Consider the following 26,714-nt stretch of genomic DNA (forward strand, 5'->3'; position numbering starts at 1 on the left):
CGTTCCCTCATGCGCTCGGGCTCGCGCCCAGCGGGGGCGCCGGCTGCCCCGGGTAGTCCGGGGGCGGGTTGAGCCGCTGGCCCGGGAAGCCGCCCTTCTCGTACTTCAGGAGCTTCCTCGCCTTCTCCGGATCGGTCTCGCCCTCCCCGTACGAAGGGCAGAGATGGGCGATCGGGCAGGCGCCGCACGCGGGCTTGCGGGCGTGGCAGATGCGGCGGCCGTGGAAGATCACCCGGTGCGAGAGCATCGTCCACTCGCTCTTCGGGAAGATCTCGGCGACCTCGGCCTCGATCTTCACCGGGTCGTCGGACTCGGTCCACTTCCAGCGGCGCGCCAGGCGCATGAAGTGGGTGTCGACGGTGATGCCGGGCACGCCGAAGGCGTTGCCGAGGACGACGAAGGCGGTCTTGCGGCCCACCCCGGGCAGCTTGACCAGGTCCGCCAGGCGGCCGGGGACCTCGCCGCCGAAGTCGTCCCGGAGGGCGGCGGCCAGGCCCATGATCGACTTGGTCTTGGCCCGGAAGAAGCCGGTCGGCCGGATCAGCTCCTCGACCTCCTCGGGGACGGCGGCGGCCAGGTCCTCGGGGGTCGGGTAGGCCGCGAAGAGCGCCGGGGTGGTCTGGTTGACCCGCAGGTCGGTGGTCTGGGCGGACAGGACCGTGGCGACCAGGAGCTCGAAGGGGTTGCGGAAGTCGAGCTCGGGATGGGCGTACGGATAGACCTCGGCGAGTTCCCGGTTGATCTTCCGGGCCCGCCGGACCATGCCGAGGTGCGACTCGGGCCTGGCGACGGCCTTCTTCACGGCCTTCTTGGCAGCCTTCGCCGCGGGCTTCGCGGCGGGCTTCGCGGCAGCCGTCTGCTCGGCGGCGGCCGCCCTGCGCGCCGTCTCCTTCCCTGCCTCTTTCGCCGTCTCCTTCTTCGCGGCCGCCGTCGTCTTCTTCGACGTGCCAGCCACGCCCCGCGATGAGCGTTTTGTCACATTTGGCTGTTTCGACACACCGTGTTCGCCCACAGCGGAATTACCTTCGTCCCGCACTCTTCCAGCCCCCTTGGCCTGTGCTCTCACCGGCGAGTTGGACACCCGGCCAGCCTAGGGGCCGCCGCCGACATCCGCCCCGCGCGCACCCGATCACGACCCAATCGGGCCCCTGACGTACGGAAAGGCCCTCCGGTGAGTCAAACTTGTTGTGATTGATCGCACCTGAGGTCGACATAGGAGAGAACTCGTGGACGACGTTCTGCGACGCGCGCCGCTGTTCGCGGCGCTCGACGACGAGCAGGCCGCCGAGCTGCGCGCCTCGATGAGTGAGGCGACGCTCGCCCGTGGCGACGCACTGTTCCACGAGGGCGACCCGGGCGACCGGCTCTACGTGGTGACCGAGGGCAAGGTCAAGCTGCACCGCACCTCGCCCGACGGCCGCGAGAACATGCTGGCGGTCCTCGGCCCCGGCGAGCTGATCGGCGAGCTGTCCCTGTTCGACCCGGGCCCGCGCACCGCGACCGCGACCGCGCTCACCGAGGTCAAGCTGCTCGGCCTCGGCCACGGCGACCTCCAGCCCTGGCTGAACGCGCGCCCGGAGGTGGCCAGCGCCCTGCTGCGCGCCGTGGCCCGCCGCCTGCGCAAGACCAACGACCAGATGTCCGACCTGGTCTTCTCCGACGTCCCGGGCCGTGTCGCCCGCGCGCTCCTCGACCTGTCGCGCCGCTTCGGCGTGCAGTCGGAGGAGGGCATCCACGTCGTCCACGACCTCACCCAGGAGGAGCTGGCCCAGCTGGTCGGCGCCTCCCGCGAGACGGTCAACAAGGCGCTCGCCGACTTCGCCCAGCGCGGCTGGCTGCGCCTGGAGGCCCGTGCCGTGATCCTGCTCGACGTGGAGCGCCTCGCGAAGCGCTCGCGGTAAGCGGACTCAGCGGACTCAGAAGAGTCGTACGTACGAGAAGGGGGCCGCCCGGTCGATCCGGGTGGCCCCCTTCCGTATGCGCATCGGGAGTGCGCATGGGGATGTGCATGGGGAGCGGCGCTATCTGTTGCCGCTCCCTCTCGGCGTTTCCGGCGCTTTCGGCGCTTCTAGCGCTTCGAACCGTCCACGATCAGCGGGTTCGAGCCGCCACCGCCGCACGGCACCGCGTAGACCGGGTTCTTCGCCGAAGCCTCCCGGTAGGCGTCGATGCACTGGTTCATCAGGACCTTGTCGGTCAGCGAGTCGTTGAGGATCTTGTTGGCGCGGGCGATGCCCTCGGCCTCGATACGGCGCCGGTCGGCCTCGGCCTTCGCGGTGCGGGAGGCCTCCAGGGCCCGCTCGGTGGCCTGCTGCTGCTGGATCTTGCGGTCGATCTGGTCCTGGAGTGCGTTCGACGGCTTCACGTTGCGCAGGTTGACCGTGGTGACCTGGATGCCGCGCGGGGCGAGCCGCTGCTTGATGAGGGACGCGATCTCGGCGTTGATCCCCTCGCGGTCGGAGGCGTACCCCTCCTCGCTGGTGTGGCGGGCGAAGACGTTGCGGACGATCTCACGGCTGTCCGGGTAGACCAGCCGCTGCTGGATGGCGTCCTCACTGCCGGCCAGCCGGTACAGCTCGACGGCCTGCGACGGGTGCACCGCCCACTTCACGGTGACCTCGGCGTACATCACGCCACCCTGCGAGGAGCGGACCTCGACCACGTCCTTGTCGGAGAGGTTGAGGTCCACCGGGCGGGTCGAGAAGGTCGTCACGCTGGTGAACGGCGACACCACGTGCAGGCCGGAGGACAGCGGCGAGCCGACCTTCCCGAAGGCGACCGGGACGCCGACCTCGTAGGCGCTGACCACGTAGGTCATGCTCGCGACCAGCGAGAACAGGCTGGCGAGCAGGGCGCCGAGAGCACCCAGCTTGAGGCCGCGGGTGTCGTTCGCGCGGCCGATGAAGTAGAGCACCGCCGCTGTGATGACCAGCAGGATGGCTATGACGAACACGGGCTTCCCCCCGAGAGCTACGGCCAGATGTAAGCGGAGCGTAAGACACGCGCCGTAGCCCAGAGGTTGCAGGGTCCGATCAGATCCGGGTCCGGTCCGATCGGGGGCCGATCAGATCAGGCCGTGGTCCCGTAGATAGTCCAGCTGCGCCCGTACCGACAGTTCCGCGGCCGGCCACAGCGAGCGGTCCACGTCCGCGTACACATGCGCCACCACCTCCGGAGCCGTCCGGTATCCGGCCTCCACGGCCGTCTCCACCTGGGCGAGGCGGCTCGCCCGGTGCGCCAGATAGAACTCCACGGCCCCCTGCGCGTCCTCCAGGACCGGCCCGTGGCCCGGCAGGACCGTGTGGACGCCGTCGTCGACGGTGAGCGAGCGCAGCCGCCGCAGCGAGTCCAGGTAGTCCCCGAGCCGCCCGTCCGGATGGGCCACCATCGTCGTGCCGCGCCCCAGGATGGTGTCCCCGGTCAGCACCGCGCGGTCGGCCGGCAGGTGGAAGCACAGCGAGTCGGAGGTGTGTCCGGGCGTCGGTACGACCCTGAGTTCGAGCCCGCCCGTGGTGATCACGTCACCGGCGGCGAGGCCCTCGTCGCCGAGCCGCAGCACCGGGTCGAGCGCCCGCACCTTGGTCCGGGTCAGCTCGGCGAACCGAGCCGCGCCCTCGGCGTGGTCCGGATGGCCGTGGGTGAGCAGGGTGAGCCCGATCCGCTTGCCGAGCCTCGCGGCTGTCTCCACGACCCGCCGCAGATGGTCCTCGTCGAGCGGTCCGGGATCGATGACGACGGCGAGGTCGGCGTCCGGCTCGGCGACGATCCAGGTGTTGGTGCCGTCCAGGGTCATCGCGGAGGGGTTGGGCGCGAGGACGTTGACCGCGCGGGTGGTCGCCGGCCCGGAGACCACGGCCCCGCGCGGCTGCCCGGGCAGGGCGTGGGCGTCGCTCATATCGTCCCTCCTTCGCGTCCGGCCGAGGGAACGTGCTTCGTGAACTCATCGTGCCCCGGCCAGCTCAGGATCACCTCGTCGCCGTCGAGGCGCGCCTGCGCGAGCACGGGGGTCATGTCCTGGTCCCGGGCCGCGGCGAGGGCCTCGGCGGCCGTGCCGTACCGCTGCAGGCCGCGCAGGGTGGAGATGGTCGGCGGCATCATCGTGAGCTCGCCGCGGTCGTAGCCGGCCGCCGCGTCCTGCGGGCGGATCCAGACGGTGCGGTCGGCCTCCGTGGAGGCGTTGCGGGTGCGCTGACCGGCCGGGAGCGCCGCCACGAAGAACCAGGTGTCGTAGCGCCGCGGCTCGAACTCGGGCGTGATCCAGCGGGCCCAGGCGCCCAGCAGGTCGGAGCGCAGGACCAGCCCGCGCCGGTCCAGGAAGTCGGCGAAGGAGAGCTCGCGGGCGACGAGCGCCTCCCGGTCCTTCTCCCAGTCGTCGCCGGTCGTGTCGCCGACGACGGAGTCCGGCGTCTGGCCGGCGAGCAGGACGCCCGCCTCCTCGTACGTCTCCCGGACGGCGGCGCAGACGACGGCCTGCGCCTGCGCCGGGTCGTCGAGGCCGAGCCGGGCCGCCCACTCCTCGCGGGACGGGCCCGCCCAGCGCACCGGGTGCTCGTCGCGCGGATCGACGCCGCCGCCGGGATAGGCGTACGCGCCGCCCGCGAAGGCCATGGAGGCGCGGCGGCGCAGCATGTGCACGAGGGGGCCGTCCGGGCCGTCCTTCAGGAGCAGCACGGTGGCGGCGCGCTTGGGGGCCGCGGGCACGAGTTCACCGGCGGCGAGGGCGCGGATGCGGTCGGGCCATTCCGCTGGGTACCACTGACCGTTCGACTGACCATTCGACATGGCCGGATGCTATGCGCAAGCATCGAAATGCACGAGAGCCGATTCCTCCTGGGCGGGAGGAACCGGCTCACACGTGCGGGAGGGCCGGGCACGGGCCTCAGAGCTCACGCTCCAGCCTCGGGCTCTCAGCTCAGAGCTCGCGCTCAAGAGCTCAGGCTCTCAGAGCTCGCGCTCCAGACCTCGGGCTCTCAGACCTCGCGCCCTCGGGCTCTCAGGCCTCGAGCTCCACCTGGACCTCGACCTCGACCGGGGCGTCGAGCGGGAGGACCGCCACGCCGACCGCGCTGCGGGCGTGCACGCCCTTGTCGCCGAGGACGGCGCCGAGCAGCTCGCTGGCGCCGTTGACGACGCCGGGCTGGCCGGTGAAGTCGGGGGCGGAGGCGACGAAGCCGACCACCTTCACGACCCGCTTGATCCGGTCCAGGTCACCGGCGACCGACTTCACGGCCGCGAGCGCGTTCAGCGCGCAGGTGGCGGCGAGCTCCTTGGCCTCCTCGGCCGTCACCTCGGCGCCGACCTTGCCGGTCAGCGCGAGCTTGCCCGCGACCATCGGGAGCTGGCCCGAGGTGTAGACGTACGCGCCCGACTGCACGGCCGGCTGGTACGCGGCGAGCGGCGGCACGACGTCCGGCAGGGTCAGGCCCAGTTCGGCGAGCTTCGCCTCGACGGCCCCGCTCATCAGGACTTCTCCCGCTTCAGGTAGGCCACGAGCTGCTCGGGGTTGTTCGGCCCGGGCACGACCTGGACGAGCTCCCAGCCGTCCTCGCCCCAGGTGTCAAGAATCTGCTTCGTCGCGTGCACCAGCAGCGGCACAGTCGCGTACTCCCACTTGGTCATGAGCCGACTGTAGCCGCTGCGGGGAGGCGCCCCGTTCCCGTAGGGGCTCATTCGGGGGGCGGCTCCGGGGCTTCTCGGGGGACTTCTCCGGGTCTTCTCCGGGGCGGCCCTCTGATTGGTGCGGGCCGCCAGTGGTTAGGCTCGAATACGTGAGCAGGCTCCAGGTCGTCAGCGGCAAGGGCGGTACCGGTAAGACGACGGTCGCCGCCGCACTCGCGCTCGCCCTCGCGACCGAGGGAAAGCGGACCCTCCTGGTCGAGGTGGAGGGCAGGCAGGGCATCGCGCAGCTCTTCGAGGCGGAGGCGCTGCCGTACGAGGAACGCAAGATCGCCGTCGCGCCCGGCGGCGGCGAGGTGTTCGCGCTGGCGATCGACGCCGAGCGCGCCCTCCTCGACTACCTCCAGATGTTCTACAAACTGGGCAGTGCGGGGCGGGCCCTGAAGAAGCTCGGCGCGATCGACTTCGCGACGACCATAGCGCCGGGCGTCAGGGACGTGCTGCTGACCGGCAAGGCGTGCGAGGCGGTGCGCCGCCGCGAGAAGCAGGGCGGCTTCACCTACGACTACGTGGTGATGGACGCGCCGCCGACCGGCCGCATCACCCGCTTTCTGAACGTCAACGACGAGGTGGCCGGGCTCGCCAGGATCGGCCCGATACACAATCAGGCCCAGGCGATCATGCGCTTCCTCAAGTCGCCGGACACGGCGGTGCATCTGGTGACCCTGCTGGAGGAGATGCCGGTCCAGGAGACCGCGGACGGCATCGCGGAGCTGCGCGAGGCCGGACTGCCCGTCGGCCGCGCGATCGTGAACATGGTCCGCCCGCACGTCCTCGACGAGGCGGCGGTACGGGCCGCCTCCGGCGCCCACCGGGAGGCCGTCGCGGGGACCTTGGCGTCCGTCGGCATCAAGGGCGGTACGCGGCTGGTCGAACCGCTCCTGGAGCAGGCGGCGGAGCACGCCCAGCGGGTGGAGCTCGAGCGGGCCCAGCGCGAGGCGCTGAACGCCATCGGCGTGCCGACGTACGAACTCCCCTTCCTGGGGGACGGGGCGGACATCGCCGGCCTCTACCGGCTGGCGAAGGAGCTGCGGCGACAAGGGGTGGGCGCGTGACAGCGGCCAAGGCGACCGGGGCCAAGACCGGGACGAAGAGCGGGACGAAGAGCGGGATGGCGGGCGAGACGGAGGGCGAGGCGGCGACGGGGAAGGGGAAGCCGGCCCCCGGGGCGGGCGGTCTCGACACGGCGCCCGTCCTGGAGCTCGATCCGCTGCTCGACGACCCGGCCACCCGCATCGTCGTGTGCTGCGGTGCGGGCGGCGTCGGCAAGACGACGACCGCGGCGGCGCTCGGCGTCCGGGCGGCGGAGCGCGGCCGGCGGGTGGTGGTGCTCACCATCGACCCGGCGCGCCGGCTCGCCCAGTCGATGGGCATCGACTCGCTCGACAACGTGCCGCGCAAGGTGGACGGCATCAAGGGCAGCGACGGCGGCGAACTGCACGCGATGATGCTCGACATGAAGCGGACCTTCGACGAGATCGTCGAGGCGCACGCGGACGCCGACCGGGCCCGGGCGATCCTGGAGAACCCGTTCTACCAGTCCCTGTCGGCCGGCTTCGCCGGTACGCAGGAGTACATGGCGATGGAGAAGCTGGGCCAGCTGCGGGCCCGGGACGAGTGGGACCTGATCGTGGTCGACACTCCGCCGTCCCGCTCGGCGCTCGACTTCCTGGACGCGCCGAAGCGGCTCGGGTCCTTCCTGGACGGGAAGTTCATCAAGCTCCTCATGGCCCCGGCGAAGGTCGGCGGCCGGGCCGGGATGAAGTTCCTGAACGTCGGCATGTCGATGATGACGGGCACGCTGGGGAAGCTGCTCGGGGGTCAGTTCCTGAAGGACGTGCAGACCTTCGTGGCCGCCATGGACACGATGTTCGGCGGCTTCCGGACCCGCGCGGACGCCACGTACAAGCTGCTCCAGGCGCCGGGCACGGCGTTCCTCGTGGTCGCCACGCCGGAGCGCGACGCGCTGCGCGAGGCGGCGTACTTCGTGGAGCGGCTGGCCGCGGAGGAGATGCCGCTGGCCGGTCTCGTCCTCAACCGGGTCCATGGCAGCGGCGCCGCCCGGCTGTCGGCCGAGCGGGCGCGGGCCGCCGCAGAAAATCTTGACGAGGGCCGCATTGTGGATCAGGCGGCCGGGAAGACTGCTGGGCGTGGCCCCTTGGCCATCGCTCCCGAGCCGTCAGACCTCGCCACCGCCGCCGTACCGTCCCAGTTGTCCGCACCTGAGGCTGCCCCCACAGCCGACACGGACTCGGACGCCTCGGACGTCGACGACCCCATCGTCGGCGATCCAAGCGCTGCCGGTCCGGATGACCCCGACGTGAACGATCTCGACGTGAACGATCCCGACGCCGACGATCGCGACCCGCACGACTCCGACGACGTCAACGATCCGGACGTCAGGGAACTCACCGCCGGTCTGCTCCGACTGCATGCCGAGCGGATGCAGGTGCTCGCGCGTGAACAGCGCACGCGCGATCGCTTCACCGCGCTCCACCCCGAGGTGGCGGTCGCCGAAGTGGCCGCCCTTCCCGGTGACGTACATGACCTCGACGGCCTGCGGGCCATCGGTGACCGTCTGACGGTCGGCCGCATACCGTAGCCGAGGCGCGCCCGCCGCGGGCGCCGTTCGGTGCGCCCGGCGGGGCTGCCGGTAGGGCTAGCCCACCGCCGCGTACGTCTCGTACGTCGCGTCGTCGTCCATCGCCACGGGCAGCAGGCCCGCTCCCCGCTCGTACTCCGTGCGCGCGGTCTCCAGAAGCCGGCGCCACGAGGTGACGGTCGGTCGGCGGCGCAGCAGGGCGCGTCGCTCGCGCTCCGTCATGCCGCCCCACACGCCGAATTCCACGCGGTTGTCGAGGGCGTCGGCAAGGCACTCGGTCCGCACCGGACATCCGGTGCACACCGCCTTCGCCCTGTTCTGCGCCGCACCCTGCACGAAAAGTTCATCCGGATCGGTAGTGCGGCAGGCCGCCTGCGCACTCCAGTCAGCTACCCAGCCCATACCGGCGCCGTCCTCTCCCGAATCGAGGCTCCCCCACGGCGGTAGCGGCATATTCACCGCTGCCAGTTGGGACGTTACGGAAGGTGGCGACAGCGCAACACCCCCTTCGGGCCCAATCTTGAATGGCCCGAACGGACTATGCGTGCGCGTGAGATCACCCAGGGGAGTGATCGAAGGACATAGCTCCCTTTTCGGACATGAGCCGGATTCGGGCATGAACATCCCGCGCTTCGGGTACGCGGAATCTCACGCCGATCAGGCCGGTCATGGCCGTTTTTCACGCCGATGTCACGCACGGGTCTTGATGCGGGACCCCACTGCTGTGACAGTTGGGAGCAGCTTAGGCCAAGGCATATACGTGTGTCCGGCGAATGAGAACGTAGGCGCCTCACGTTGCTGTGCCGTCAAGTTCAGCGGACGAGTCCTCCGTTCACGGCACGGTTGCAGGGCCGCTGGTGCCCCTCGTCGGCGTCCGGTCCGGGGTCAGGGGCCAGGCCGGGGTTGGGCCAGGTCTCTCGAGATGTCACGGTCCGGTACTCGAACGCTCCGAGAAGCACCCGCTCCTACGGAACCCTCATGGCTACGGATTAGGCTGCCCCCATGGCAAAGAAGCGCTCGGGCGGTGGTCTCACCCGGACCCAGCAAGCCGCCAAGTTCCTCGGTGTCAGTGTGCTCTCCGGGGCCGTGCTGGCGGGCATCGCCCTGCCCGCGGCCGGGGCGCTCGGACTGGCCGCCAAGGGCACGGTCGAGGGGTTCGACGAGATCCCGTCCAACCTGAAGACGCCGCCGCTGAGTCAGCGTACGACGATCCTCGACTCCGAGGGCGGCCACATCGCGACCGTGTACTCGCGTGACCGCAAGGTCGTGCCGATCGAGAAGATCTCGCCGTACATGCAGAAGGCGATCGTCGCGATCGAGGACTCGCGCTTCTACGAGCACGGCGCCATCGACCTCAAGGGCGTGCTGCGCGCCATCAACCGCAACGCGCAGTCGGGCGGGGTCGCGCAGGGCGCGTCCACGCTCACCCAGCAGTACGTGAAGAACGTCTTCGTCGAGGAGGCGGGCGACGACCCGGAGAAGGTCGCGCTCGCCACCCAGCAGACCATGGGCCGCAAGGTGCGCGAGCTGAAGTTCGCGATCCAGGTCGAGGAGGAGCTGGGCAAGAAGAAGATCCTGGAGAACTACCTCAACATCACGTTCTTCGGGCAGCAGGCGTACGGCATCGAGGCCGCCTCGCAGCGCTACTTCTCCAAGCACGCCGCCGACCTGACCCTCCCCGAGGCCGCCATGATGGCCGGCCTGGTGCAGTCGCCGAGTCGCTTCGACCCGGTGAACGACCTCCAGGAGGCCACCAAGCGCCGCAACATCGTGCTGCAGCGCATGGCCGACGTGAAGGACATCAGCCAGGCGGAGGCCGACAAGGCCAAGGCCACCCCCATCAAGCTGAAGGTGAAGTCGCCGAAGAACGGCTGCATCACCGCCGTCGACGGCGCCGGCTTCTTCTGCGACTACGTCCGCAAGACGATCCTCAACGACCCGGTCTTCGGCAAGACCGCCGAGGAGCGTCAGAAGCTGTGGAACCTGGGCGGTCTGACCATCCGGACCACCCTCGACCCGCGCGCCCAGGCCGCCGCCAACGAGGCCGCCGTCGCCAAGGTCGACAAGGACGACCCGGTCGCCGCCACGGTGGTCCAGGTCCAGCCCGGCACCGGCAAGATCCTCTCGATGGGCCAGTCCCGCCCGTACGGCCTCGACCAGAAGCTGCACCAGACGACGCTCAACCTCGCCGTCGGCAAGAAGATGGGCGGCACGACGTACGGCTTCCAGGTCGGTTCGACGTTCAAGCCGATCACCGCCGCCGCGGCCCTGGAGAAGGGGCTGAGCCCGGCCCAGTCGTTCTCGACGCCGTGGAAGATCTCGGTGCCGATGAACTCGTACACCACCTGCTCGGGCGCCCCGTCCGGCTCCGGCAACTGGGACCTGCAGAACGAGATGGAGACCGAGACCGGCAGCTGGGACATGACCAGCGCGCTCGGCAAGTCCATCAACACGTACTTCGCGAACCTGGAGCAGATGACCGGGCTGTGCGAGACGGTGCAGATGGCGAAGAAGATGGGGTACGAGAGCGAGCTCGGCAAGAAGCTGAAGGAGCTCCCCTCCATCACCCTCGGCGGCCAGGAGGCGACCCCGCTCGACATGGCCTCCGCCTACGCGACCTTCGCCAACCGCGGCACGTACTGCTCCCCCGTCATCATCGAGTCCATCACGACGGCCAACGGCGAGAAGCTGAAGGTCCCTCAGACCGAGTGCACGCGGGCGATGAGCGAGAAGACCGCCGACACGGTCAACCAGATGCTGAAGGGCGTCGTCGAGGACGGCACGGGTACCCGGGCCGGTCTGAGCGACCGCGACAACGCGGGCAAGACGGGTACCACCAACGACCGCAAGGACGCCTGGTTCGTCGGCTACACGCCGAACCTGTCCACGGCGGTGTGGGTCGGTGACGACGTCGGCGAGAAGCGGCCGATGTACGACATCACCATCGGCGGCCAGTACTACGACAAGGTCTGCGGTGGCTGCCTCCCCGGACCGATCTGGAAGATCGCGATGACCGGCGCGCTCGACGCCGGCCAGACCCCGACCTTCGTCCCGGTCGACCTGCCGCGCGGCGCGAACCCCGAGGACAAGACGAAGGACCCGACCAAGCGCCCCGGCGACAACAAGCCGGGCGGCCCGCAGCCCGGCACGACGCTTCCGGGCGGCATCGTCCTCCCGCCGGACCTCATCGGCGGGACCACCGGCCGCGGCGGCCACCGCAAGCCGTAGCGCCGCCCACCGCGGACCCGCGTACCGCGGACCCGCAAGCCGAATGACGACGGGCGCCCCTCCCGGACCGGGAGGGGCGCCCTTCGTCTGTCTGCGGCTACGGATGTCAGCCGGCGAGCAGCTTCTTCACGGCGGCGGCGACGCGGCCGCCCTCCGCCTGGCCCGCGACCTTCGGGTTCACGATCTTCATGACGGCGCCCATCGCGCGCGGCCCCTCGGCGCCCGCGGCCTTCGCCTCCTCGACGGCGGCGGCCACGACGGCCTCCAGCTCCTCGTCGCTCAGCTGCTTCGGCAGGTACGCGTCGAGGATCTCGCCCTCGGCCAGCTCGCGCGCGGCGGACTCGGCGCGACCGCCCTGGGTGAAGGCGTCCGCGGCCTCGCGGCGCTTCTTCGCCTCCTTGGCGATCACCTTCTGCACCTCGTCTTCGGAGAGCTCGCGCTTGGTCTTGCCCGCGACCTCTTCCTTGTTGATCGCGGCGATGGTCATCCGCAGGGTCGAGGAGCGCAGTTCGTCGCGCCCCTTGATCGCGGCGGTGAGGTCGTCCTGGAGCTTGGCCTTGAGCGTGGTCATGGGGTCAAGTGTGTCAGGTGCCGGGCCCGTACCGCCCGCGCATTTCGGCTCATCGGGTCTGCGACGATAAGGGGATGCGCGCACGGTACGGGATCCCCCTGAAGATCACGGCCGGCCTCGCGGCGACGGCCGCGGCCGGACTCGTCTACGCGGCGGGCTTCGAAGCCCGCTCCTTCCGACTGCGCCGGGTGACCATCCCGGTGCTCCCCCGCGGCATGCGTGACCTGCGGGTACTCCAGGTCTCGGACATCCACATGGTGTCCGGCCAGGGCAAGAAGCGCGCCTGGCTGCAGTCGCTCGCGGGGCTGCGGCCCGACTTCGTCGTCAACACCGGCGACAACCTCTCCGACACGGAGGCGGTGCCGGAGGTGCTCGACGCGCTGGGGCCGCTGATGGAGTTCCCGGGCGTCTACGTCTTCGGCTCCAACGACTACTACGGTCCGCGGCTGCGCAACCCCGCGCTCTATCTGAAGGAGAAGGTGCAGGGGAAGCACGGCCTGAACGGCAACCCGCCGGCGGTCGGCGCCGTGCACAACCCCTGGGAGGACCTGCGGGACGCCTTCGACGCGGCCGGCTGGGTCAACCTCACCAACACCCGCGGCCGGCTCAAGCTGCCCGACCTGGACCTCGCCTTCACCGGCATCGACGACCCGCACATCAAGCGCGACCGGTACGAGCGCGTCGCCGGCGGCCCGGACCGCGACGCGGACTTCACGCTCGGCGTGGTCCACGCGCCCTACCTGCGGGCCCTCGACGCGTTCACGGCGGACGGCTACGACCTGATCCTCGCCGGGCACACCCACGGCGGCCAGCTGTGCATCCCCTTCTACGGCGCGCTGGTCACCAACTGCGACCTGGACACCGACCGCGTGAAGGGCCTCTCCACCCACACGGCCGGCGGCCACACCTCGTACCTCCACGTCTCGGCCGGCTGCGGCACCAACCGCTACACCCCGGTCCGCTTCGCCTGCCCGCCGGAGGCGACGCTGCTCACGCTGACCGCCCGGGACTGAGTCGTACGGCTCCGGCCTCGCCGTCTGCGCCGCCACCCGTACGGCGCATACGGTGAGGCCCATGCCGAATCGCCTCACTGCCGTCTTCCGCGCGCTGATCGCCCTGGCCGCGGCGACCGGCATCGTGCTCGAGTGCGTCGAGGGCAGCCCCCTCGTCGTCTTCAGCTTCTTCACGATCTGGTCGAACACCGCCGTCGCCGTCGTCCTCGGCCTGGGCGCCGTCCGGTCCTGGCGGCGCGAGCCACCGCTCCCGCCGCTGTGGACGGGCGGGGTGCTGCTCTGCATCACCGTCGTCGGGCTCGTCTTCCACCTGGTCCTGGACAACGCGTCGAGCGAGTTCAACGCGGCCGACGCCATCGCCCGCCTCACCGGCGCCCGGGCCGTCGCCAACCAGCTCCTGCACACCGTCACCCCGATCGGCGTGCTCCTCGACTGGCTCCTCCTCACCCGCCCGGCCGCCCTGCTGTGGCGCCACGCCGCCCAGTGGCTCGCGGCCCCCGCGGCCTACCTCGCCTTCGCCCTCACCCGCGGCGCCCTCGTCTCCCCCGACGCCCCGACCCGCTACCCGTACCCCTTCCTGGACATCCCCGCGCACGGCTACCCGACCGTCCTCGTCAACGCCCTCGTCCTGGGTCTCGCCTTCTACGGCCTCGGCCTCGCCCTCGTCACGGCCGACCGCTTCCGACCTGCGGTGGTGGGCCGCGAGAACCGGATTTCGTCTCTGGGCGCGGGTGGGCTAAAGTAATCGATGTCGCCGCGAGGGAAGACCAGAGCAGCGACATCGGGGTGTAGCGCAGCTTGGCAGCGCGCTTCGTTCGGGACGAAGAGGTCGTGGGTTCAAATCCCGCCACCCCGACAGCCGAAACAGCAGGTGAGGCCGGTACTGATCTCAGTACCGGCCTCACCTGTTCGCGTCTGAGCGCCTACGTCACGTGACTACCGCTCCGTGAAGACCGAACCCGGCTTCACTTCAGGTGCCGGGTGAAGAACCGGGCCGCGGCGTCGAGCTCGAAGTGCGGGACGCCGGTGTGACCGCCGAGGTTGGCGTGCAGGGTCTTCTCCTTGGAGCCGAAGGCGTCGAACAGGTCCAGGGCCGCCTGCCGGTCGTTGCCCTCGTCGTCCCACTGCAGCAGGACCTGGAGCGGAACGGTGACCCGGCGGGCCTCTTCGAAGACGGCGGCGGGCACGAAGCTCCCGGCGAAGAGGCAGGCGGCCGCGATGCGCGGGTCGACCGCCGCCAGCCGGACGCCGATGGAGATCACCCCGCCCTCGTACGCGACGGGGCCGCCGATCCCGGGTAGCTCCAGAAGGGCGTCCAGGGCGGCCTGGCATTCCGGGACCGCCTTGTCGACCAGGGGGAGGACGAGGGCGTCGACGATCTCGCCGGTGACCGGCTCGCCGGCCTGCACGGCCCTGCGCAGGTCGGCTCGGGCCTGTTCGAGGGCGGCCAGACGGGGCCGGTCGCCGGTTCCGGGGAGCTCGATGGTCGCCGCGGCGAAGCCGTACTCCGCCGCGTAGTAGCGGGCCCGCGCCGCCACCCGGGAGTACACCTGGTGCAGTCCGAGAGGGGGGAGGCCGATCAGGATCAGCGGTGCCGGTGCGGATGCGGATGCGGATGCGGACGTGGACCCGGAGGCGGACCCGGGGGTCCACAGGATGCCGGGGATCTCGCCCAGGGTGAATGCGCGCTCGAGGACGCCGTCGTCGAGGCGCTGTTCAGAAGTGAAGTACATGGTCGTGCCTTTCGGGAGTGCTCGTGAAACGGCGCTCCCGGACGACGACCTATCGCCCGACCGTGACCCCTGAGGGGAGCACCCATGTCGATACTGCGTTCACGGGTACCACCTCCTCGTTCTCCTGCACGGCTTCCGAAAAAGTAGCAGCGGCGCCGTGGGCGGCCAAACGGTTTTACGGGGCTACTCGTTGACCAGCACCGGTACGGAGACCACCGCGGCCGCCGGCGTGCCCTTGAGGCCCTTCGCCGGGATGGTGACGTCGATGCCGTCACCTGCGGCGCGGGGGCCGTCGTGGCGCTCGGTGCCGTGCGAGTCCTCGCCCTCCTCCTGGTACTGGAAGGAGCCGGTGCCGAGGAGGCGGCCGTGCGCGTCGTAGAAGGCGGCGCGGAGTTCGAGGGCCAGGACGTCGCTGACGTCGGAGGTGACGGCCAGGTGGCCGGTGACCCGCGGCTCGGCGGCAGCGGACGTGAGCGTCAGGCGGGTGAGGCGGACGCGGTCGGTGAAGGAGCCCTGTTCGACGCGGACTTCGCCCTTGGCGGGGGCCGGCGTGAGGGTCGGCGCGGCGGGCGGGGCGGTGCGCGGGGCGGGGAAGGTGACCTGGGCGGCCGCGGTGGCGGTGGGCCGGGGCTTCGGGGCCGCGTCCTGCCCGGCGCCCGCCGAGGGGCCGCCGCAAGCGGTGAGCGTCGCGACGAGGGCGGCCGGGGCGAGGAGGCCGAGCACGGCGGCCTTGGTGGTGCGGGTGAGCGGGCTCATCGGCGAACTCCGGGGGTGGGTGACTGCGAGGACGGAAGCGCGGGGCCGGGGCGCGCCGAGTGGGACGCGCCCCGGCCCCGCGCACGGGCTCAGTCGGTGCGCGGAGCCGTGCCGAACAGCGAGCGGTACATCTTGCCGTACAGCTCGACGTTGTTCTGGCTGACGGCGAAGCGCTTGCCACCCGGGCCGTAGGCGTAGATCGGCACGTCGGCGCCGGTGTGGTTGCCGGACAGGTAGGACAGCCAGAGGCTCGCCTCCGGGCTGCCGTCCTGCACGTCCGCCGGGTCGTCCGGAGTACGGAAGGTGGCCGGGCCGAAGTTCTTCGGGTCGTTCGCGCCGGCGCCGTTGACGATGCCGGAGGAGCGGGCCGGGTCCTTGACGTTGGCCGAGGAGGAGCGCGACGGCGTGGAGTTGTTCGCCGGGTTGCCCGCGTCGGTGTTGGCCGGCGGGGCGGCCGCCTCGGCGTTGGTGAAGGTGCCCTTCTCGATGATGTTGAAGCCGGCGCACTCGTGGTCCGCCGTCACGACGACCAGGGTGTGGCCGTCCTTCTTGGCGAAGTCGACCGCGGCCTTGACGGCGTCGTCGAACGCCTTGATCTCACCGAGGGTCTGCGCCGCGTCGTTGGCGTGCGAGCGCTTGTCGATCTGGGCGCCCTCGATCTGGAGGAGGAAGCCCTTCTTGGACCGGCCGTCGAGCAGCGAGATGGACTTCTTGGTCATCTCCGCGAGGGTCGGCTCCTGCTGCTGCGGCGCGTCGGCCGGCAGCTTGGCCTTGGCCTGCTCGACGGTCAGGTTGCCGCGGCTGAACAGGCCGACGACCTTGCCGCGCCTGACGTTCGCCAGGTCGGCCTTGGTGGCGACCTTCTGGGTGGCGGCGGTCTGCGCGGGCAGCGCCGGGTCGCCGAAGCTGCCGAGCACCTGGTAGCCCTGCGCCTGCAGCGCCTTCTGGTCGTCCGGCTCGAAGCGGGCCAGGCCGCCGCCGAGGATGACGTCGGCGGTGCCGTTGCGGGCGATCTGCTCGGCGATCGGCGTGATCAGGGTCTGGTCGGCCGGCTTGTCCTCGAAGGTGCCGTCGGCCTTCTTCGGCAGGCAGGAGGCGTCCGAGTAGACCGGGCCCTGGCAGCCGCGCAGCAGCGCGTGGCTGTACTGGGCGGCCGGGGTCGCGTCGGTGACCTCGGCGGTGGAGACGTTGCCCGTGGCGAAGCCGGCCTGGTGGGCCTGCTCCATCAGGGTCGCGACCTTCTTCTCGTAGGCGTCGACGCTGATGGCGGCGTTGTAGGTCTTCTTGCCGGTCGACCAGGCGGTGGCCGAGCTGGCGGAGTCGGTGACCAGCGCGGGCTGGTCGCTGTCCTTCTCGACGGCGTACGTGGCGACGGCGCCGTAGTTCGGCAGCCGCTCCATGTTCAGCTTGCCGGTGGCGCCGTAGTACCGCTCGCGGGCGGCGGTCACGTGGGTGCGGCCCATGCCGTCGCCGAGCAGGTAGATGACGTTGCGTATCTCGTTGCCCTTGCCCCCGTGCTGGGGCGCCGAGTTGGCCGCCACGGCGCTGCCGGCGGCGAGGGCGCCGGTCGTGGCGACGACCGTCAGGATCCTGACGGATCTGCGCATGCGGATGCTCCTAGACGCTGGGCGTCACTCCCCGGCCCCGTCGTGTGCCGGGTGCGACGCACCCGGAAGAGCCGGGTGTCAGCGACGCTAGGAGCGGGCCGTGAACAGTCCGCGATGCCAGGGTGTCGCGAAGGGGAACAGGCCGGGCCTGACGGATTCCTTCCGGTCTCTCCGCCGCGAGCCGCCGCCGTAAGGTGGCCGTATGGCTGCGATCCCCCCGCGTTTCGCCTGGGCGCTGACGGTCCTCGGTCTCCGGCCCGACGACCGCGTCCTGGAGATCGGCTGCGGCAACGGCTCGGCCGCCGCGCTCGTGTGCGAGCGGCTCTCCGGCGGCGCCGGACGGATCGTGGCGATCGACCGCTCGGCCAGGGCCACCGCCCTGGCGCGCCGCCGGCTCGCCGGGCAGATCGCCGCCGGGCGGGCGGAGGTCCGCACGCTTCCCCTGCTCGACCTGGCCGAACGGCACGAGTTCAACACCGTGTTCGCCTTCAACGTCAACGTGTTCTGGACCCGGTCGCCGGACCGCGAACTCGCCGTCCTGGAGCGCGTGCTCGTGCCCGGCGGGGCGCTGCACCTGTTCTTCGGATACGGCGGGGGGCCGGCCGACCGCTCGGCGCAGGCCGCCGCCCGGACGGCGGCCGCGCTCACGGCGTACGGCTTCCCGACCCGTACCACCACCTCCCCGTACGCCGTCTGCGTCAGCGCGTGGATGCCGGCGTGAACCTGGCTCGCTCCCGTGGAGCGTGCTGCTGCTCCTGGTGCCCGGGGGCTTGAGAGTCCAGGGGGCTGGGAGTTCAAGGGCTTGGGAGTCCAGGGCTTGAGGAAGCGCCGGGCGAACCCGCTCTACGATGAGTCATCAAGAGAAGGGTGGGTCTCAGGTGCTGGTCGCGGACCGATATCGGCTCCAGGTGTGCGTCGGACGTGGCGGCATGGGCGAGGTCTGGCGGGCGACCGACGAGGTGCTCGGGCGCGACGTGGCCGTGAAGCTGATGCTGGGTCACGAGCACGACCCGTCGGCGGCCGACCGGTTCCGGCTGGAAGCCCAGACCGCGGCCCGGCTGAGCCACCCGCACGTCGTCGGCGTCTTCGACTTCGGCACCTGGGACGGAAAGCTCTACCTCGTCATGGAGCTCGTCGACGGCGACAGCCTGGCCGGCGACCGGAACCACTCGACGGTGTACTCCGCCGAGCAGGTCGCGACCGTCGCCGCGCACGCCGCGGCGGGCCTCGCCGCGGCGCACCGGCAGGGCGTGGTGCACCGCGACATCAAGCCGGGAAACCTGCTGATGGACTCTCACGGGACCGTCAAGCTGGCGGACTTCGGCATCGCGCGCTTCGTCGACGACCCGTCGGCCGCGCTCACCACCACCGGCCAGATCGTCGGCACGGGGCTCTACCTGGCGCCGGAGCGGGCCCTGGGGCAGCCCGCCTCGCCCGCCTCGGACGTCTACTCGCTCGGCTGCGTGCTCTACCAACTGCTCACCGGACAGCCTCCGTTCCGCGCCGACACCGCGACCGCGCTGCTCTACCAGCACATCGACACCGCGCCGGCGCCGCCGCGGCAGCTCGGCGTGCCGATCCCGGTGGCCTTCGAGGACTTCCTGCTCACGCTGCTCGCCAAGCAGCCCGAGCAGCGGCCGCAGGCCCAGGCCATCGCCGACTGGTTCGCCTCCGGTTCGTGGCGCGACCAGCCGCAGCCGCTGCCGCAGGCCGTACCCCCGCCGCAGCCGCAGCCCGTGCCGAGCCCCGCACAGCATTCGGCACCGCGCTCCGCACCGCACTCGGCACAGTATTCGGCACCGCACTCGGCACCGCGCTCCGCGCCCCCGAGACCGGTCCCCGCCGCCTCGCCCGGACCCCGCTCGCGGCGCGCGGCCGCGCCCGCCGAGAACCCGCTCGCGGCGATCTCCCGGCGCCGCCCGCGCCGTACCGCGGCCGTCGCCGGGGCCGTCGCCTTCGTCGTCTTCCTGCTGATCGGGATGGCCTGGCTCAGCTGACCGTGCGAGGAACCCAGCACCGGGATCAGTAGATACGCGGGGCCATCACATGCTGCTCCTGCTCCTCCGGGCCCAAAAGCATGCAGCGCGGCACGCCCGGGCCCGGGGTCGCCCGCACGGTGACCGGCGTCGGAGGCTCGGTCGGCAGCTCGATGTGGAGGGTGACCGGGCGGTCGTGTTCGGTCGTGGCGTGGCCCGTCTCCTTGCCGTCCACCAGGATCTCGACGACCGGCCGGTGCCCGGTCTGGACGGTGGCACTCACCGAGTGGCCCCGGTACTCGATGTGGAAGTGGTGCCGAGCTTTCATGACGTCGCCTCCGCCCGTATCGGCCTCCTCCAGCGTAGGACGGCCGACGTCATCCGACCTGCGGTGCTACTCCCGGCGGTCCGGGTGGGCCGGAGAGCGGGGTGGGCCGGAGAGCGGGGTCAGGGAGCGGCGGCGAGGGCCAGGGCGCCCATGAGTATCAGCGCCCCGCAGATCCCCAGGTTGACGGCCTTGTACTGGAGGAACACGGCGGCGAACTCGCGGATCGTGGCGCTCGGCCAGAAGTACGCGGCGGTGGGCGAGCCCACCACCTGGCCCTTCACGCCCGTCTTCCGGGCGAGCAGCGCGGCCCGGAAGGCGTGGAAGTTGTTGGTGACGATCACGCACTCGGCGCCGGGCCGCTCCGCCTCCATCAGCTCCCGGCTGAACAGCATGTTCTCCTCGGTCGTGCGCGAGCGGTCCTCGCGCAGGATCCGGTCCGCCGGGAAGCCGCGCTCGACGAGGTAGTCGGCCATCGCGTGCGACTCGGGGAGCTGCTCGTCGGGGCCCTGGCCGCCGGAGGTGATGAGCACCGGCGGGCGGTCCACCTCGCGGAGCTCGGCGAGCTTCTCGTACACCTCCCGGCCCCGGTCCAGGCGGCTGGCGAGCAGCGGCGGCACCCGGCGGCCGCCGAGCAGTCCGGAGCCGAGCACCACGACGTAGTCGGCGTCGCGGCGGATGCCCATCCGGCCGTAGAGGAAGGCGTAGCCGATGAAGCAGACGAAGAGGAAGGAGACATAGCCGAGGACGAGCAGCAGCGTGCCGACGACCACGCCGAGCCGCACCGATCGGCTGACGACCGCGACGGCCATCAGCACCATCACGCCGAACATGCCGAGCCCGGCGAGCAGCGCCAGCAGGTTCGCGGGGCGTCTGCCCTCCTTGCGGACCATCTTCACGCCGTTCGCGCACAGCAGCCCGGCCAGTACGACCGGGCCGAGCGCGAGCACGAGCAGCACGACGACCATCACCGTCTCGCCGACGCCGGGCGGGGCGTCGTCGATGCCGGCGAGCAGGCCGAGGCCGAGGAAGGTGACGGCCAGGCCGAGATGGACGGCGTTGCCGAAGCGGCGCCGGTCGCGCAGCACCCCGGCCCCGAAGAGCAGGAGAAACACTGCTGCAACGACGAATGCGAACTCCATGCCGCAATCGTAGGACCGGCCTCCGACAGGCCGGCGGCTTACGCCGTTTCAGGGCCCGGGGCAGAATGGCGGCATGGGATTCGCCGTGTTCGTGACGCTGCCCGGGCTGGTCATCCTGCTGACGCTGCTCGCGTTCGGCGATCAGATCCTGCGCGCCACCGGGCGCGGGAAGCGCACCGGCCAGGTCTCCGCGACCGGCTTCGAGCAGCTGCACGCCACGTTCTCGCAGGGCAAGCAGAACGAGCTGAAGGAGCGGCAGAGCTCCCTCGTGCTGCGTGACGACGAGGAGGACGGCGCCCCGCCGCACCGCTCCACGGTGGATCTGGCGGGCGGGCGCGCCGTGATCAGGCTGACGCCGTCTACCGGGCGGGCTGCCGGGCCTTCGACGCCTTGATCGAGTACATCAGCGGGATCCGGGGGCGGTCGGCCGCGAAGCGGTAGTAGCCGTCCTCCTGGCGCGCCAGGGACTCGAAGCGGGGGAACAGGGTCATGTCGTGCTCGTGCAGGAACTCGATGCGCAGTCCCGCCTTCGCGAGGGCCGTGACGACCTCGCCGACCGGGTGCACCCACTCCACGCTGAGGTTGTGGGTGGTGGCGGCGTCCAGGTCCGCGTACGTGCCGGGGGTGGTGTCCACCCACGGATCGCGCACGAAGTAGTCGTGCACCAGCCGGGTCGCGGTCTCGTCGTCGAAGGAGTCCGCCATGGGGTGGAACTCGGCGACGTACAGGAACCCGCCGGGCGCCACCAGCGAGGCGGCCGTCTCGGCCCAGCGTTCGAGGTCGGGCAGCCAGCACAGCGCGCCGCCCCCGGTGTAGACGATGTCGTACGCGGAGTCCGGCACGGCCGTGGCGGCGTCGTACGCGTCGGCGGCGACGAACGCGGCCTGCTCGGGCGTCAGTCCGAGGTCGGCGGCGAGCGAGCGGGCGGTCTCGACGGCCGGCTCGGAGAAGTCGAGGCCGACGACGCGCGCGGCACCGTGCCGGGCCCAGGACAGGGTGTCCAGGCCGATGTGGCACTGGAGGTGGAGCAGCGAGCGGCCGGTGACGTCGCCGACCTCCGCGAGCTCGAAGTCTCGCAGCGCGTCCTTGCCGGCTCGGAAGTCGTCGAGGCCGTAGAAGTCGCTGGCGGCGTGGATCGGCACCCGCTCGTCCCAGCGTGCGCGGTTGGCCTCGTGCCAGTCGTCGGGGGTCGGTGCGTACATGCCCGCGAGGTTATCCACAGGTTGGGGGCGAGGCGAACGATTTGTCGGCGGAGCGGAGCATCATGGCTCCATGACCGAGAGCACTGACCAGAGCACTGAACAGAGCAGGCACACGGACTTCGCCGGCGCCCCGGCCTGGGAGCAGCGGTTCCGCGCGCCACGGGTCTCGCTGCCCGAGTGGGCGGAGGAGGCCCCGGACCGCTCGCTGTTCGTGTCGAACGCGACGGGGACGTTCGAGCTGTACGCGTGGGACCGGGCGACGGGCGGGCAGCGCCAGGTGACGGACCGGCCGAACGGGACGACGGACGGCACGCTCAGCCCGGACGGCCGGTGGATCTGGTGGTTCGCGGACACCGACGGCGACGAGTTCGGGGTGTGGATGCGCCAGCCCTTCGAGGGTGGCGCGGACGAGCCCGCGGTGCCCGGGCTCGACGCCTCCTACCCGGCCGGCCTGGCCCTCGGCCGGGAGGGCACGGTCGTGGTGGGCCGCTCCACGGACGAGGACGGCTCGACCGTCCACCTGCTGCGGCCGGGCGCGGCCGAGCCGGTGGAGATCTACCGGCACCGGGAGTCGGCCGGGGTCGGCGACCTGTCGTACGACGGCTCCCTGATCGCGATCGAGCACACCGAGCACGGGGACGCGATGCACTCGGCGATCCGCGTGCTGCGCGCCGACGTCGCGGCCGATCCCGACGCCGGCGCCGCAGCCGGCTCCTCCGCCGTGGTGGCCGAGCTGGACGACACCAAGGGCGGTACGGAGGAGCTGGGCCTGACCGTCCTCGGATTCGCGCCGGTGGCCGGCGACACCCGGCTGCTCGTCGGGCACCAGCGGCGCGGCCGCTGGGAGCCGATGCTGTGGGACGTGGCCACGGGCACCGAGACCGACCTGCGGCTCGACCTGCCGGGCGACGTGTCCGCGGAGTGGTTCGCGGACGGCTCGGGCCTGCTGATCGTGCACGGCTTCGAGGCCCGCAGCGAGCTGTGGCGGTACGACATCGCGACCGGCGCCCTGGTCCGGGTGGAGACCCCGGCGGGCACGGTGTCGAGCGCGACGGCACGCCCGGACGGCACCGTCGAGTACCTGTGGTCCTCGGCCGCCCAGCCGCCGGTGGTGCGCTCCACGGACGGCTCGGTCGTCCTCGACCCGCCCGGCCCTAAGGCGCCGCCGTCGGTGCCGGTGGAGGACGTGTGGGTGGACGGTCCGGGCGGCCGGGTGCACGCCCTCGTGCAGCGCCCGGCGGAGGGCGAGGGGCCGTTCCCGACGATCTTCGAGGTGCACGGCGGGCCGACCTGGCACGACAGCGACGCCTTCGCCTCCGGCCCGGCGGCCTGGCTCGACCACGGCTACGCGGTGGTGCGCGTCAACTACCGCGGCTCGACCGGCTACGGCCGGGAGTGGACGGACGCGCTGAAGCACCGGGTCGGTCTGATCGAGCTGGAGGACATCGCCGCGGTCCGCGAGTGGGCGGTGGCGAGCGGCCTCGCCGACCCGGCGAAGCTGGTTCTGGCCGGCGGCTCCTGGGGCGGATACCTCACCCTGCTCGGCCTCGGCACCCAGCCCGACGCCTGGGCGCTGGGCCTGGCCGCGGTGCCCGTCGCGGACTACGTGACGGCGTACGAGGACGAGATGGAGGCCCTCAAGGCGCTCGACCGCACGCTGCTCGGCGGCTCGCCGGAGGAGGTCCCGGAGCGGTTCACGGCCTCGTCGCCGCTGACGTACGTGGACGCGGTCCGGGCCCCGGTGCACATCACCGCCGGCGTCAACGACCCGCGCTGCCCGATCCGCCAGATCGACAACTACGTGGACCGGCTCGCCGCCCGGGGCGCGGTGCACGAGGTGTACCGGTACGACGCGGGGCACGGCTCGCTGGTCGTGGACGAGCGGATCAAGCAGGTGGCGCTCGATCTCGCCTTCGCGGCCCGGCACCTGGGGACGCCCGGGCCTTCCGGACCCCGGAAGGAGGTGGGCTGAGCGGCCCCCCGTACCGTGGGGGTGTGTACCGGTTCCTGAGAACGCCCCGCTGGTGGGGGATCAACGTCTTCGTCCTCCTCGCCATCCCGTTCTGCGTGTTCATGGGGACCTGGCAGCTGGGCAGGTTCGAGGACCGTGTCGCCTCCCACGAGGAGGCCGGGCGGCGCCCCGACCCGGCGACGCAGAAGGCCGAGGCGCTGGACGCGCTGCTGCCCGTGGACAAGGAGACCTCGGGTCGCATCGCGCGGGCCGACGGGCGGTACGGGGAGCAGTTCCTGGTTCCGGACCGGGAGCTGGACGGCCGCACCGGCTCGTACGTCCTCACGCTCCTGAAGACGGACGACGGCAAGTCGCTGCCGGTGGTGCGCGGCTGGCTGCCGACGGGCGCCGAGGCACCGGCCCCGCCGACCGGCCCGGTCACGGTCACCGGCGCACTCCAGGCGTCGGAGGGCCCGGGCACCAAGGGCGTCCGCACCACGGGCGGGCTGCCCGCCGGGCAGCTCGGCCTGATCAGCGCCGCGTCGCTGGTGAACGTGGTGCAGGACGACGTCTACGACGCCTGGATCACGCTCACCGACTCCCCCGCCGGGCTCAAGCCGGTGCCGGCGGCCGCGGCCGCCGGCACGAGCCTGGACATGAAGGCGTTCCAGAACCTCGGCTACACGGCCGAGTGGTTCGTCTTCGCGGGCTTCGTGGTCTTCATGTGGTTCCGCCTCGTCCGCCGCGAGGTGGAGACCCAGCGGGATGCGGCCCTCGGGCTCTGACGGAGGCCGCCGGTCCTGGACGCCTCAGGAGGCGTCCAGGATCCCGGTCCGGTAGATCGTGCCCGCGCAGGCGTTGGGGACGGTCGTCTCGGCCACCGGGCCGCCCGGGTCCGCCGTGTGCGTCACGGCGATGCTGCCGTCGGCGGTGGTGCCGTCCGTCGTCTGCGTGTCGGGCGTGTTGGCGGACGGTTCCGCGCCGGACCCGCCGGTGGTGGTGCCGCCGGTGGTCGAGCCGCCGCTCGTCGGGTCGGTCGGGGTCGGCGTCGGCGTGGTGCCGGTGGTCGGACAGGTCTCGCTGGGCACCCAGGCGAACTTCACCTCGTACGCGTTGTCCGGGGTGAGCAGCAGCCGCGGCGACTCCTGGGCGGGGTCGGGCAGGCCGCCGGCCGCGTCCCCCGCGGTGTGTTCCACGACCGCGATCTTCGTACGGTCGGCCGCGCCGTGCGCCTCGAAGGCGATCTTCCCGGCGCCGCCGACCACGCAGTCGCGCGGCGAGACGTTGGCGATCCGGAAGGTGCCGTAGACCTTCCCGGACTCGTCCGGCGCGCCGGCCTGGGCCGAGACGACGCCGAGCTGGCCGGCGAGACAGGCCGGCGGGGCGTCCGGGGCGACGGACGGGGTGGGCTTGGCGCCGCTGCCGACGCCCGTGCCGGGCGCCGTGGCGGCGGGCGGCCTGCCCGTGGTGCCCTCGGCGCCGCCCTGGCCGGTCGCGGTGGCCCCGGGGGACGGTGTGGTGGTCTTCTGTCCGCCCTCGATGCCGGTCTCGGTGCCGGTGCCGCCCTGGGCCTGCTCGCCGTGTCCGGCGTTGACGGCCTTGTCGGTGCTGATCCCGTCCGACGATGCGACGTGCACGAGGGCCGGCACGGCCGTGCCGACGAGGACGATCGCGGCGGCCATGCCGACGACGGCCTGCCGCTTGCGAGCCCGGCGGGCGGGCACGGCCCGGCGCAGGTGGTCGAGCGCGTCCGTGGACGGCTCGAGCCCGGACACCGCGCCCTGGAACAGCCGCCGCAGCGCGACCTCGTCGAGGGAGCCGTCCGCGGCCCCAGACCCGACCGCCCGGTCCTCCGCCGCCTGGCCCTCCGGCGCTTCGTTCACCAAACCGAATCCACTCAGGTCGTCCCGCTCACCGTCGCGCCCATCATGCCGCCCGCCGCTCATGACGTGGCCTCCATGGCGACGCGCAGTGCCGCTATGCCGCGGGAGCCGTATGCCTTGACCGAGCCGAGCGATATGCCGAGGGTCTCGGCGACCTGGGCCTCCGTCATGTCCGCGAAGTAGCGCAGCACCAGGACCTCGCGCTGGCGTCGCTGGAGCCCGCGCATCGCCTTGATCAGCGCGTCCCGCTCCAGCTGGTCGTACGCGCCCTCCTCCGCGCTCGCCATGTCCGGCATGGGCTTCGAGAGCAGCTTGAGGCCGAGGATGCGGCGGCGCAGCGCGGAGCGCGAGAGGTTGACGACGGTCTGGCGCAGGTAGGCCAGGGTCTTCTCGGGGTCGCGGACCCGGTTGCGGGCCGAGTGGACCCGGATGAACGCCTCCTGCACGACGTCCTCGCAGGAGGCGGTGTCGTCGAGGAGCAGCGCGGCGAGACCGAGCAGCGACCGGTAGTGGGCGCGGTAGGTCTCGGTGAGGTGGTCGACGGTGGTGCCGGCAGCCATCGTGTCGTCAGCGCCCCCGCGGGGCGCCGGAATACCGCTCACGGTCGGCGTCGCGGTGCTCTGACCGGCGCTCTGACCAGCGATCTCTTCGGTCTGCCCCGGAGTCTGACCGGCGGGACGGGCGGGCCGCAAGGGGCGGGGTTTGAGGGGCATGGGCGCGATCACCGGCATGCCGCCGACCGGGCGCGGCCGCCTGAGCGGGCGCACCCCGGTGCCGTGCAGCGGGATGACCGCCGCGATGTCGAGTACCTCTGCCACGCCTGTTGGACACGCTTCCCCCCGTCAGGGTTGTACGCGTACGCCACCGTTTTTGACGGTGCGTCGTTTGCCCTCATGCGTACCCGTTCTCCCCCGATGCCCCGCTCTAGGCGTGCTTCGCGTCACATGGTCCTGGGTGCACGCGAAGACGCTCCCGCCCGACCGCCTGGTTGCAGCGGGGCGGGAACAGCATCGTCGTCCAGGACATCTGACCTGATCAAGAGCCTGCCG

At 71.8% G+C, this 26,714-nt stretch carries 27 protein-coding genes and 1 tRNA gene; 12 read left to right on the forward strand and 16 right to left on the reverse strand.

The features are described 5' to 3' along the window. Positions 1–7 precede the first annotated feature (7 nt). A complete protein-coding gene (gene nth, locus ACWEV0_RS04730) occupies positions 8–1,012 on the reverse strand; it encodes an endonuclease III (RefSeq protein ID WP_453146459.1) in 1,005 nt (334 codons plus the stop codon). 214 nt (positions 1,013–1,226) lie between these two features. Between nth and ACWEV0_RS04735 the strand changes: the two genes are divergently transcribed. After that, on the forward strand, positions 1,227–1,901 hold the full coding sequence (locus tag ACWEV0_RS04735) for a Crp/Fnr family transcriptional regulator (RefSeq protein WP_046910193.1): 675 nt from the start codon (positions 1,227–1,229) through the stop codon (positions 1,899–1,901). 167 nt (positions 1,902–2,068) lie between these two features. Here the strand turns inward: ACWEV0_RS04735 and ACWEV0_RS04740 are convergent, their stop codons facing one another. From ACWEV0_RS04740 to ACWEV0_RS04760, 5 genes are all read right to left on the reverse strand, one after another. Beyond that, the gene (locus tag ACWEV0_RS04740; protein ID WP_453146461.1) at positions 2,069–2,953 is read right to left on the reverse strand and encodes a prohibitin family protein; all 885 of its coding nucleotides are present in this window, start codon (positions 2,951–2,953) and stop codon (positions 2,069–2,071) included. A gap of 111 nt (positions 2,954–3,064) precedes the next feature. After that, entirely contained in the window at positions 3,065–3,895 is an 831-nt protein-coding gene (locus ACWEV0_RS04745; RefSeq protein WP_453146463.1) for an MBL fold metallo-hydrolase, read from the reverse strand. Continuing rightward, positions 3,892–4,782 carry an NUDIX hydrolase gene (locus ACWEV0_RS04750; RefSeq protein ID WP_453146465.1) on the reverse strand — a complete coding sequence of 297 codons (891 nt, stop codon included), beginning with the start codon at positions 4,780–4,782 and terminating at the stop codon, positions 3,892–3,894. The genes ACWEV0_RS04745 and ACWEV0_RS04750 overlap by 4 nt, the downstream gene beginning before the upstream one ends. A 211-nt stretch (positions 4,783–4,993) precedes the next feature. Further along, positions 4,994–5,461, reverse strand: coding sequence for a RidA family protein (locus ACWEV0_RS04755; RefSeq protein ID WP_453146467.1), 468 nt, complete (start codon positions 5,459–5,461; stop codon positions 4,994–4,996). Beyond that, the gene (locus tag ACWEV0_RS04760; protein WP_017947820.1) at positions 5,461–5,619 is read right to left on the reverse strand and encodes a DUF4177 domain-containing protein; all 159 of its coding nucleotides are present in this window, start codon (positions 5,617–5,619) and stop codon (positions 5,461–5,463) included. The genes ACWEV0_RS04755 and ACWEV0_RS04760 overlap by 1 nt, the downstream gene beginning before the upstream one ends. A 149-nt stretch (positions 5,620–5,768) precedes the next feature. On the opposite strand from ACWEV0_RS04760, the gene ACWEV0_RS04765 reads away from it, so the two are divergent. Beyond that, positions 5,769–6,731, forward strand: coding sequence for an ArsA family ATPase (locus ACWEV0_RS04765; protein WP_453146469.1), 963 nt, complete (start codon positions 5,769–5,771; stop codon positions 6,729–6,731). Positions 6,732–6,787: 56 nt separating this feature from the next. Then, positions 6,788–8,278 carry an ArsA family ATPase gene (locus tag ACWEV0_RS04770; protein ID WP_453146594.1) on the forward strand — a complete coding sequence of 497 codons (1,491 nt, stop codon included), beginning with the start codon at positions 6,788–6,790 and terminating at the stop codon, positions 8,276–8,278. Positions 8,279–8,335: 57 nt separating this feature from the next. Here the strand turns inward: ACWEV0_RS04770 and ACWEV0_RS04775 are convergent, their stop codons facing one another. Beyond that, positions 8,336–8,680, reverse strand: coding sequence for a WhiB family transcriptional regulator (locus ACWEV0_RS04775; protein ID WP_046910200.1), 345 nt, complete (start codon positions 8,678–8,680; stop codon positions 8,336–8,338). 600 nt (positions 8,681–9,280) lie between these two features. On the opposite strand from ACWEV0_RS04775, the gene ACWEV0_RS04780 reads away from it, so the two are divergent. Beyond that, positions 9,281–11,506, forward strand: coding sequence for a transglycosylase domain-containing protein (locus ACWEV0_RS04780; protein ID WP_453146471.1), 2,226 nt, complete (start codon positions 9,281–9,283; stop codon positions 11,504–11,506). 106 nt (positions 11,507–11,612) lie between these two features. Here the strand turns inward: ACWEV0_RS04780 and ACWEV0_RS04785 are convergent, their stop codons facing one another. Next, positions 11,613–12,077 (reverse strand): GatB/YqeY domain-containing protein, encoded by a 465-nt coding sequence (locus ACWEV0_RS04785; protein WP_451606013.1) that lies wholly within the window; start codon positions 12,075–12,077, stop codon positions 11,613–11,615. 74 nt (positions 12,078–12,151) lie between these two features. Here ACWEV0_RS04785 and ACWEV0_RS04790 point away from each other — a divergent pair, with 74 nt between their 5' ends. The 3 genes from ACWEV0_RS04790 to ACWEV0_RS04800 all read left to right on the forward strand — a co-directional run bounded on the left by ACWEV0_RS04790 (position 12,152) and on the right by ACWEV0_RS04800 (position 13,946). Then, entirely contained in the window at positions 12,152–13,090 is a 939-nt protein-coding gene (locus ACWEV0_RS04790) for a metallophosphoesterase (protein ID WP_453146473.1), read from the forward strand. Between the two features lie 61 nt (positions 13,091–13,151). Next, the gene (locus tag ACWEV0_RS04795) at positions 13,152–13,835 is read left to right on the forward strand and encodes a Pr6Pr family membrane protein (RefSeq protein WP_453146475.1); all 684 of its coding nucleotides are present in this window, start codon (positions 13,152–13,154) and stop codon (positions 13,833–13,835) included. A 37-nt stretch (positions 13,836–13,872) separates the two neighbouring features. Further along, positions 13,873–13,946 (forward strand) — tRNA-Pro (locus ACWEV0_RS04800). 109 nt (positions 13,947–14,055) lie between these two features. On the opposite strand, the gene ACWEV0_RS04805 is transcribed toward ACWEV0_RS04800, so the two are convergent. From ACWEV0_RS04805 to ACWEV0_RS04815, 3 genes are all read right to left on the reverse strand, one after another. Beyond that, positions 14,056–14,823: an alpha/beta hydrolase gene (locus ACWEV0_RS04805; RefSeq protein ID WP_453146476.1), complete on the reverse strand. Its 768-nt coding sequence runs from the start codon at positions 14,821–14,823 to the stop codon at positions 14,056–14,058. Positions 14,824–15,006: 183 nt separating this feature from the next. Further along, positions 15,007–15,579, reverse strand: a complete 573-nt coding sequence (locus tag ACWEV0_RS04810; protein WP_453146478.1) for a hypothetical protein — start codon at positions 15,577–15,579, stop codon at positions 15,007–15,009. An 89-nt stretch (positions 15,580–15,668) separates the two neighbouring features. After that, the gene (locus ACWEV0_RS04815; RefSeq protein ID WP_453146480.1) at positions 15,669–17,186 is read right to left on the reverse strand and encodes an alkaline phosphatase; all 1,518 of its coding nucleotides are present in this window, start codon (positions 17,184–17,186) and stop codon (positions 15,669–15,671) included. Positions 17,187–17,388: 202 nt separating this feature from the next. Between ACWEV0_RS04815 and ACWEV0_RS04820 the strand changes: the two genes are divergently transcribed. Together ACWEV0_RS04820 and ACWEV0_RS04825 are read left to right on the forward strand one after the other, a co-directional pair. Further along, entirely contained in the window at positions 17,389–17,907 is a 519-nt protein-coding gene (locus ACWEV0_RS04820; protein WP_453146482.1) for an SAM-dependent methyltransferase, read from the forward strand. A 157-nt stretch (positions 17,908–18,064) separates the two neighbouring features. Then, complete coding sequence (locus ACWEV0_RS04825; RefSeq protein ID WP_453146484.1) at positions 18,065–19,183, forward strand: protein kinase domain-containing protein; 1,119 nt, start codon at positions 18,065–18,067, stop codon at positions 19,181–19,183. A 25-nt stretch (positions 19,184–19,208) separates the two neighbouring features. Here ACWEV0_RS04825 and ACWEV0_RS04830 read toward each other — a convergent pair whose 3' ends face one another. Together ACWEV0_RS04830 and ACWEV0_RS04835 are read right to left on the reverse strand one after the other, a co-directional pair. Next, positions 19,209–19,490 carry a hypothetical protein gene (locus ACWEV0_RS04830; RefSeq protein ID WP_453146485.1) on the reverse strand — a complete coding sequence of 94 codons (282 nt, stop codon included), beginning with the start codon at positions 19,488–19,490 and terminating at the stop codon, positions 19,209–19,211. A 119-nt stretch (positions 19,491–19,609) separates the two neighbouring features. Beyond that, positions 19,610–20,629, reverse strand: a complete 1,020-nt coding sequence (locus tag ACWEV0_RS04835) for a YdcF family protein (RefSeq protein ID WP_453146487.1) — start codon at positions 20,627–20,629, stop codon at positions 19,610–19,612. A 73-nt stretch (positions 20,630–20,702) separates the two neighbouring features. On the opposite strand from ACWEV0_RS04835, the gene ACWEV0_RS04840 reads away from it, so the two are divergent. Beyond that, positions 20,703–21,023 carry a DUF6191 domain-containing protein gene (locus tag ACWEV0_RS04840; protein ID WP_453146489.1) on the forward strand — a complete coding sequence of 107 codons (321 nt, stop codon included), beginning with the start codon at positions 20,703–20,705 and terminating at the stop codon, positions 21,021–21,023. On the opposite strand, the gene ACWEV0_RS04845 is transcribed toward ACWEV0_RS04840, so the two are convergent. Then, the gene (locus tag ACWEV0_RS04845) at positions 20,989–21,831 is read right to left on the reverse strand and encodes a class I SAM-dependent methyltransferase (RefSeq protein WP_453146491.1); all 843 of its coding nucleotides are present in this window, start codon (positions 21,829–21,831) and stop codon (positions 20,989–20,991) included. The genes ACWEV0_RS04840 and ACWEV0_RS04845 overlap by 35 nt on opposite strands. Before the next feature lie 70 nt (positions 21,832–21,901). Between ACWEV0_RS04845 and ACWEV0_RS04850 the strand changes: the two genes are divergently transcribed. Next, positions 21,902–23,803: a prolyl oligopeptidase family serine peptidase gene (locus tag ACWEV0_RS04850; protein ID WP_453146493.1), complete on the forward strand. Its 1,902-nt coding sequence runs from the start codon at positions 21,902–21,904 to the stop codon at positions 23,801–23,803. A 23-nt stretch (positions 23,804–23,826) separates the two neighbouring features. After that, positions 23,827–24,567 (forward strand): SURF1 family protein, encoded by a 741-nt coding sequence (locus tag ACWEV0_RS04855; RefSeq protein WP_453146495.1) that lies wholly within the window; start codon positions 23,827–23,829, stop codon positions 24,565–24,567. Positions 24,568–24,591: 24 nt separating this feature from the next. Here the strand turns inward: ACWEV0_RS04855 and ACWEV0_RS04860 are convergent, their stop codons facing one another. Both ACWEV0_RS04860 and ACWEV0_RS04865 read right to left on the reverse strand, forming a co-directional pair. After that, positions 24,592–25,665: a hypothetical protein gene (locus tag ACWEV0_RS04860; protein WP_453146497.1), complete on the reverse strand. Its 1,074-nt coding sequence runs from the start codon at positions 25,663–25,665 to the stop codon at positions 24,592–24,594. Positions 25,666–25,724: 59 nt separating this feature from the next. Continuing rightward, complete coding sequence (locus tag ACWEV0_RS04865) at positions 25,725–26,483, reverse strand: SigE family RNA polymerase sigma factor (protein ID WP_453146498.1); 759 nt, start codon at positions 26,481–26,483, stop codon at positions 25,725–25,727. Positions 26,484–26,714 lie beyond the last annotated feature (231 nt).

It is taken from the genome of Streptomyces sp. NPDC003943 (genome assembly GCF_053605265.1).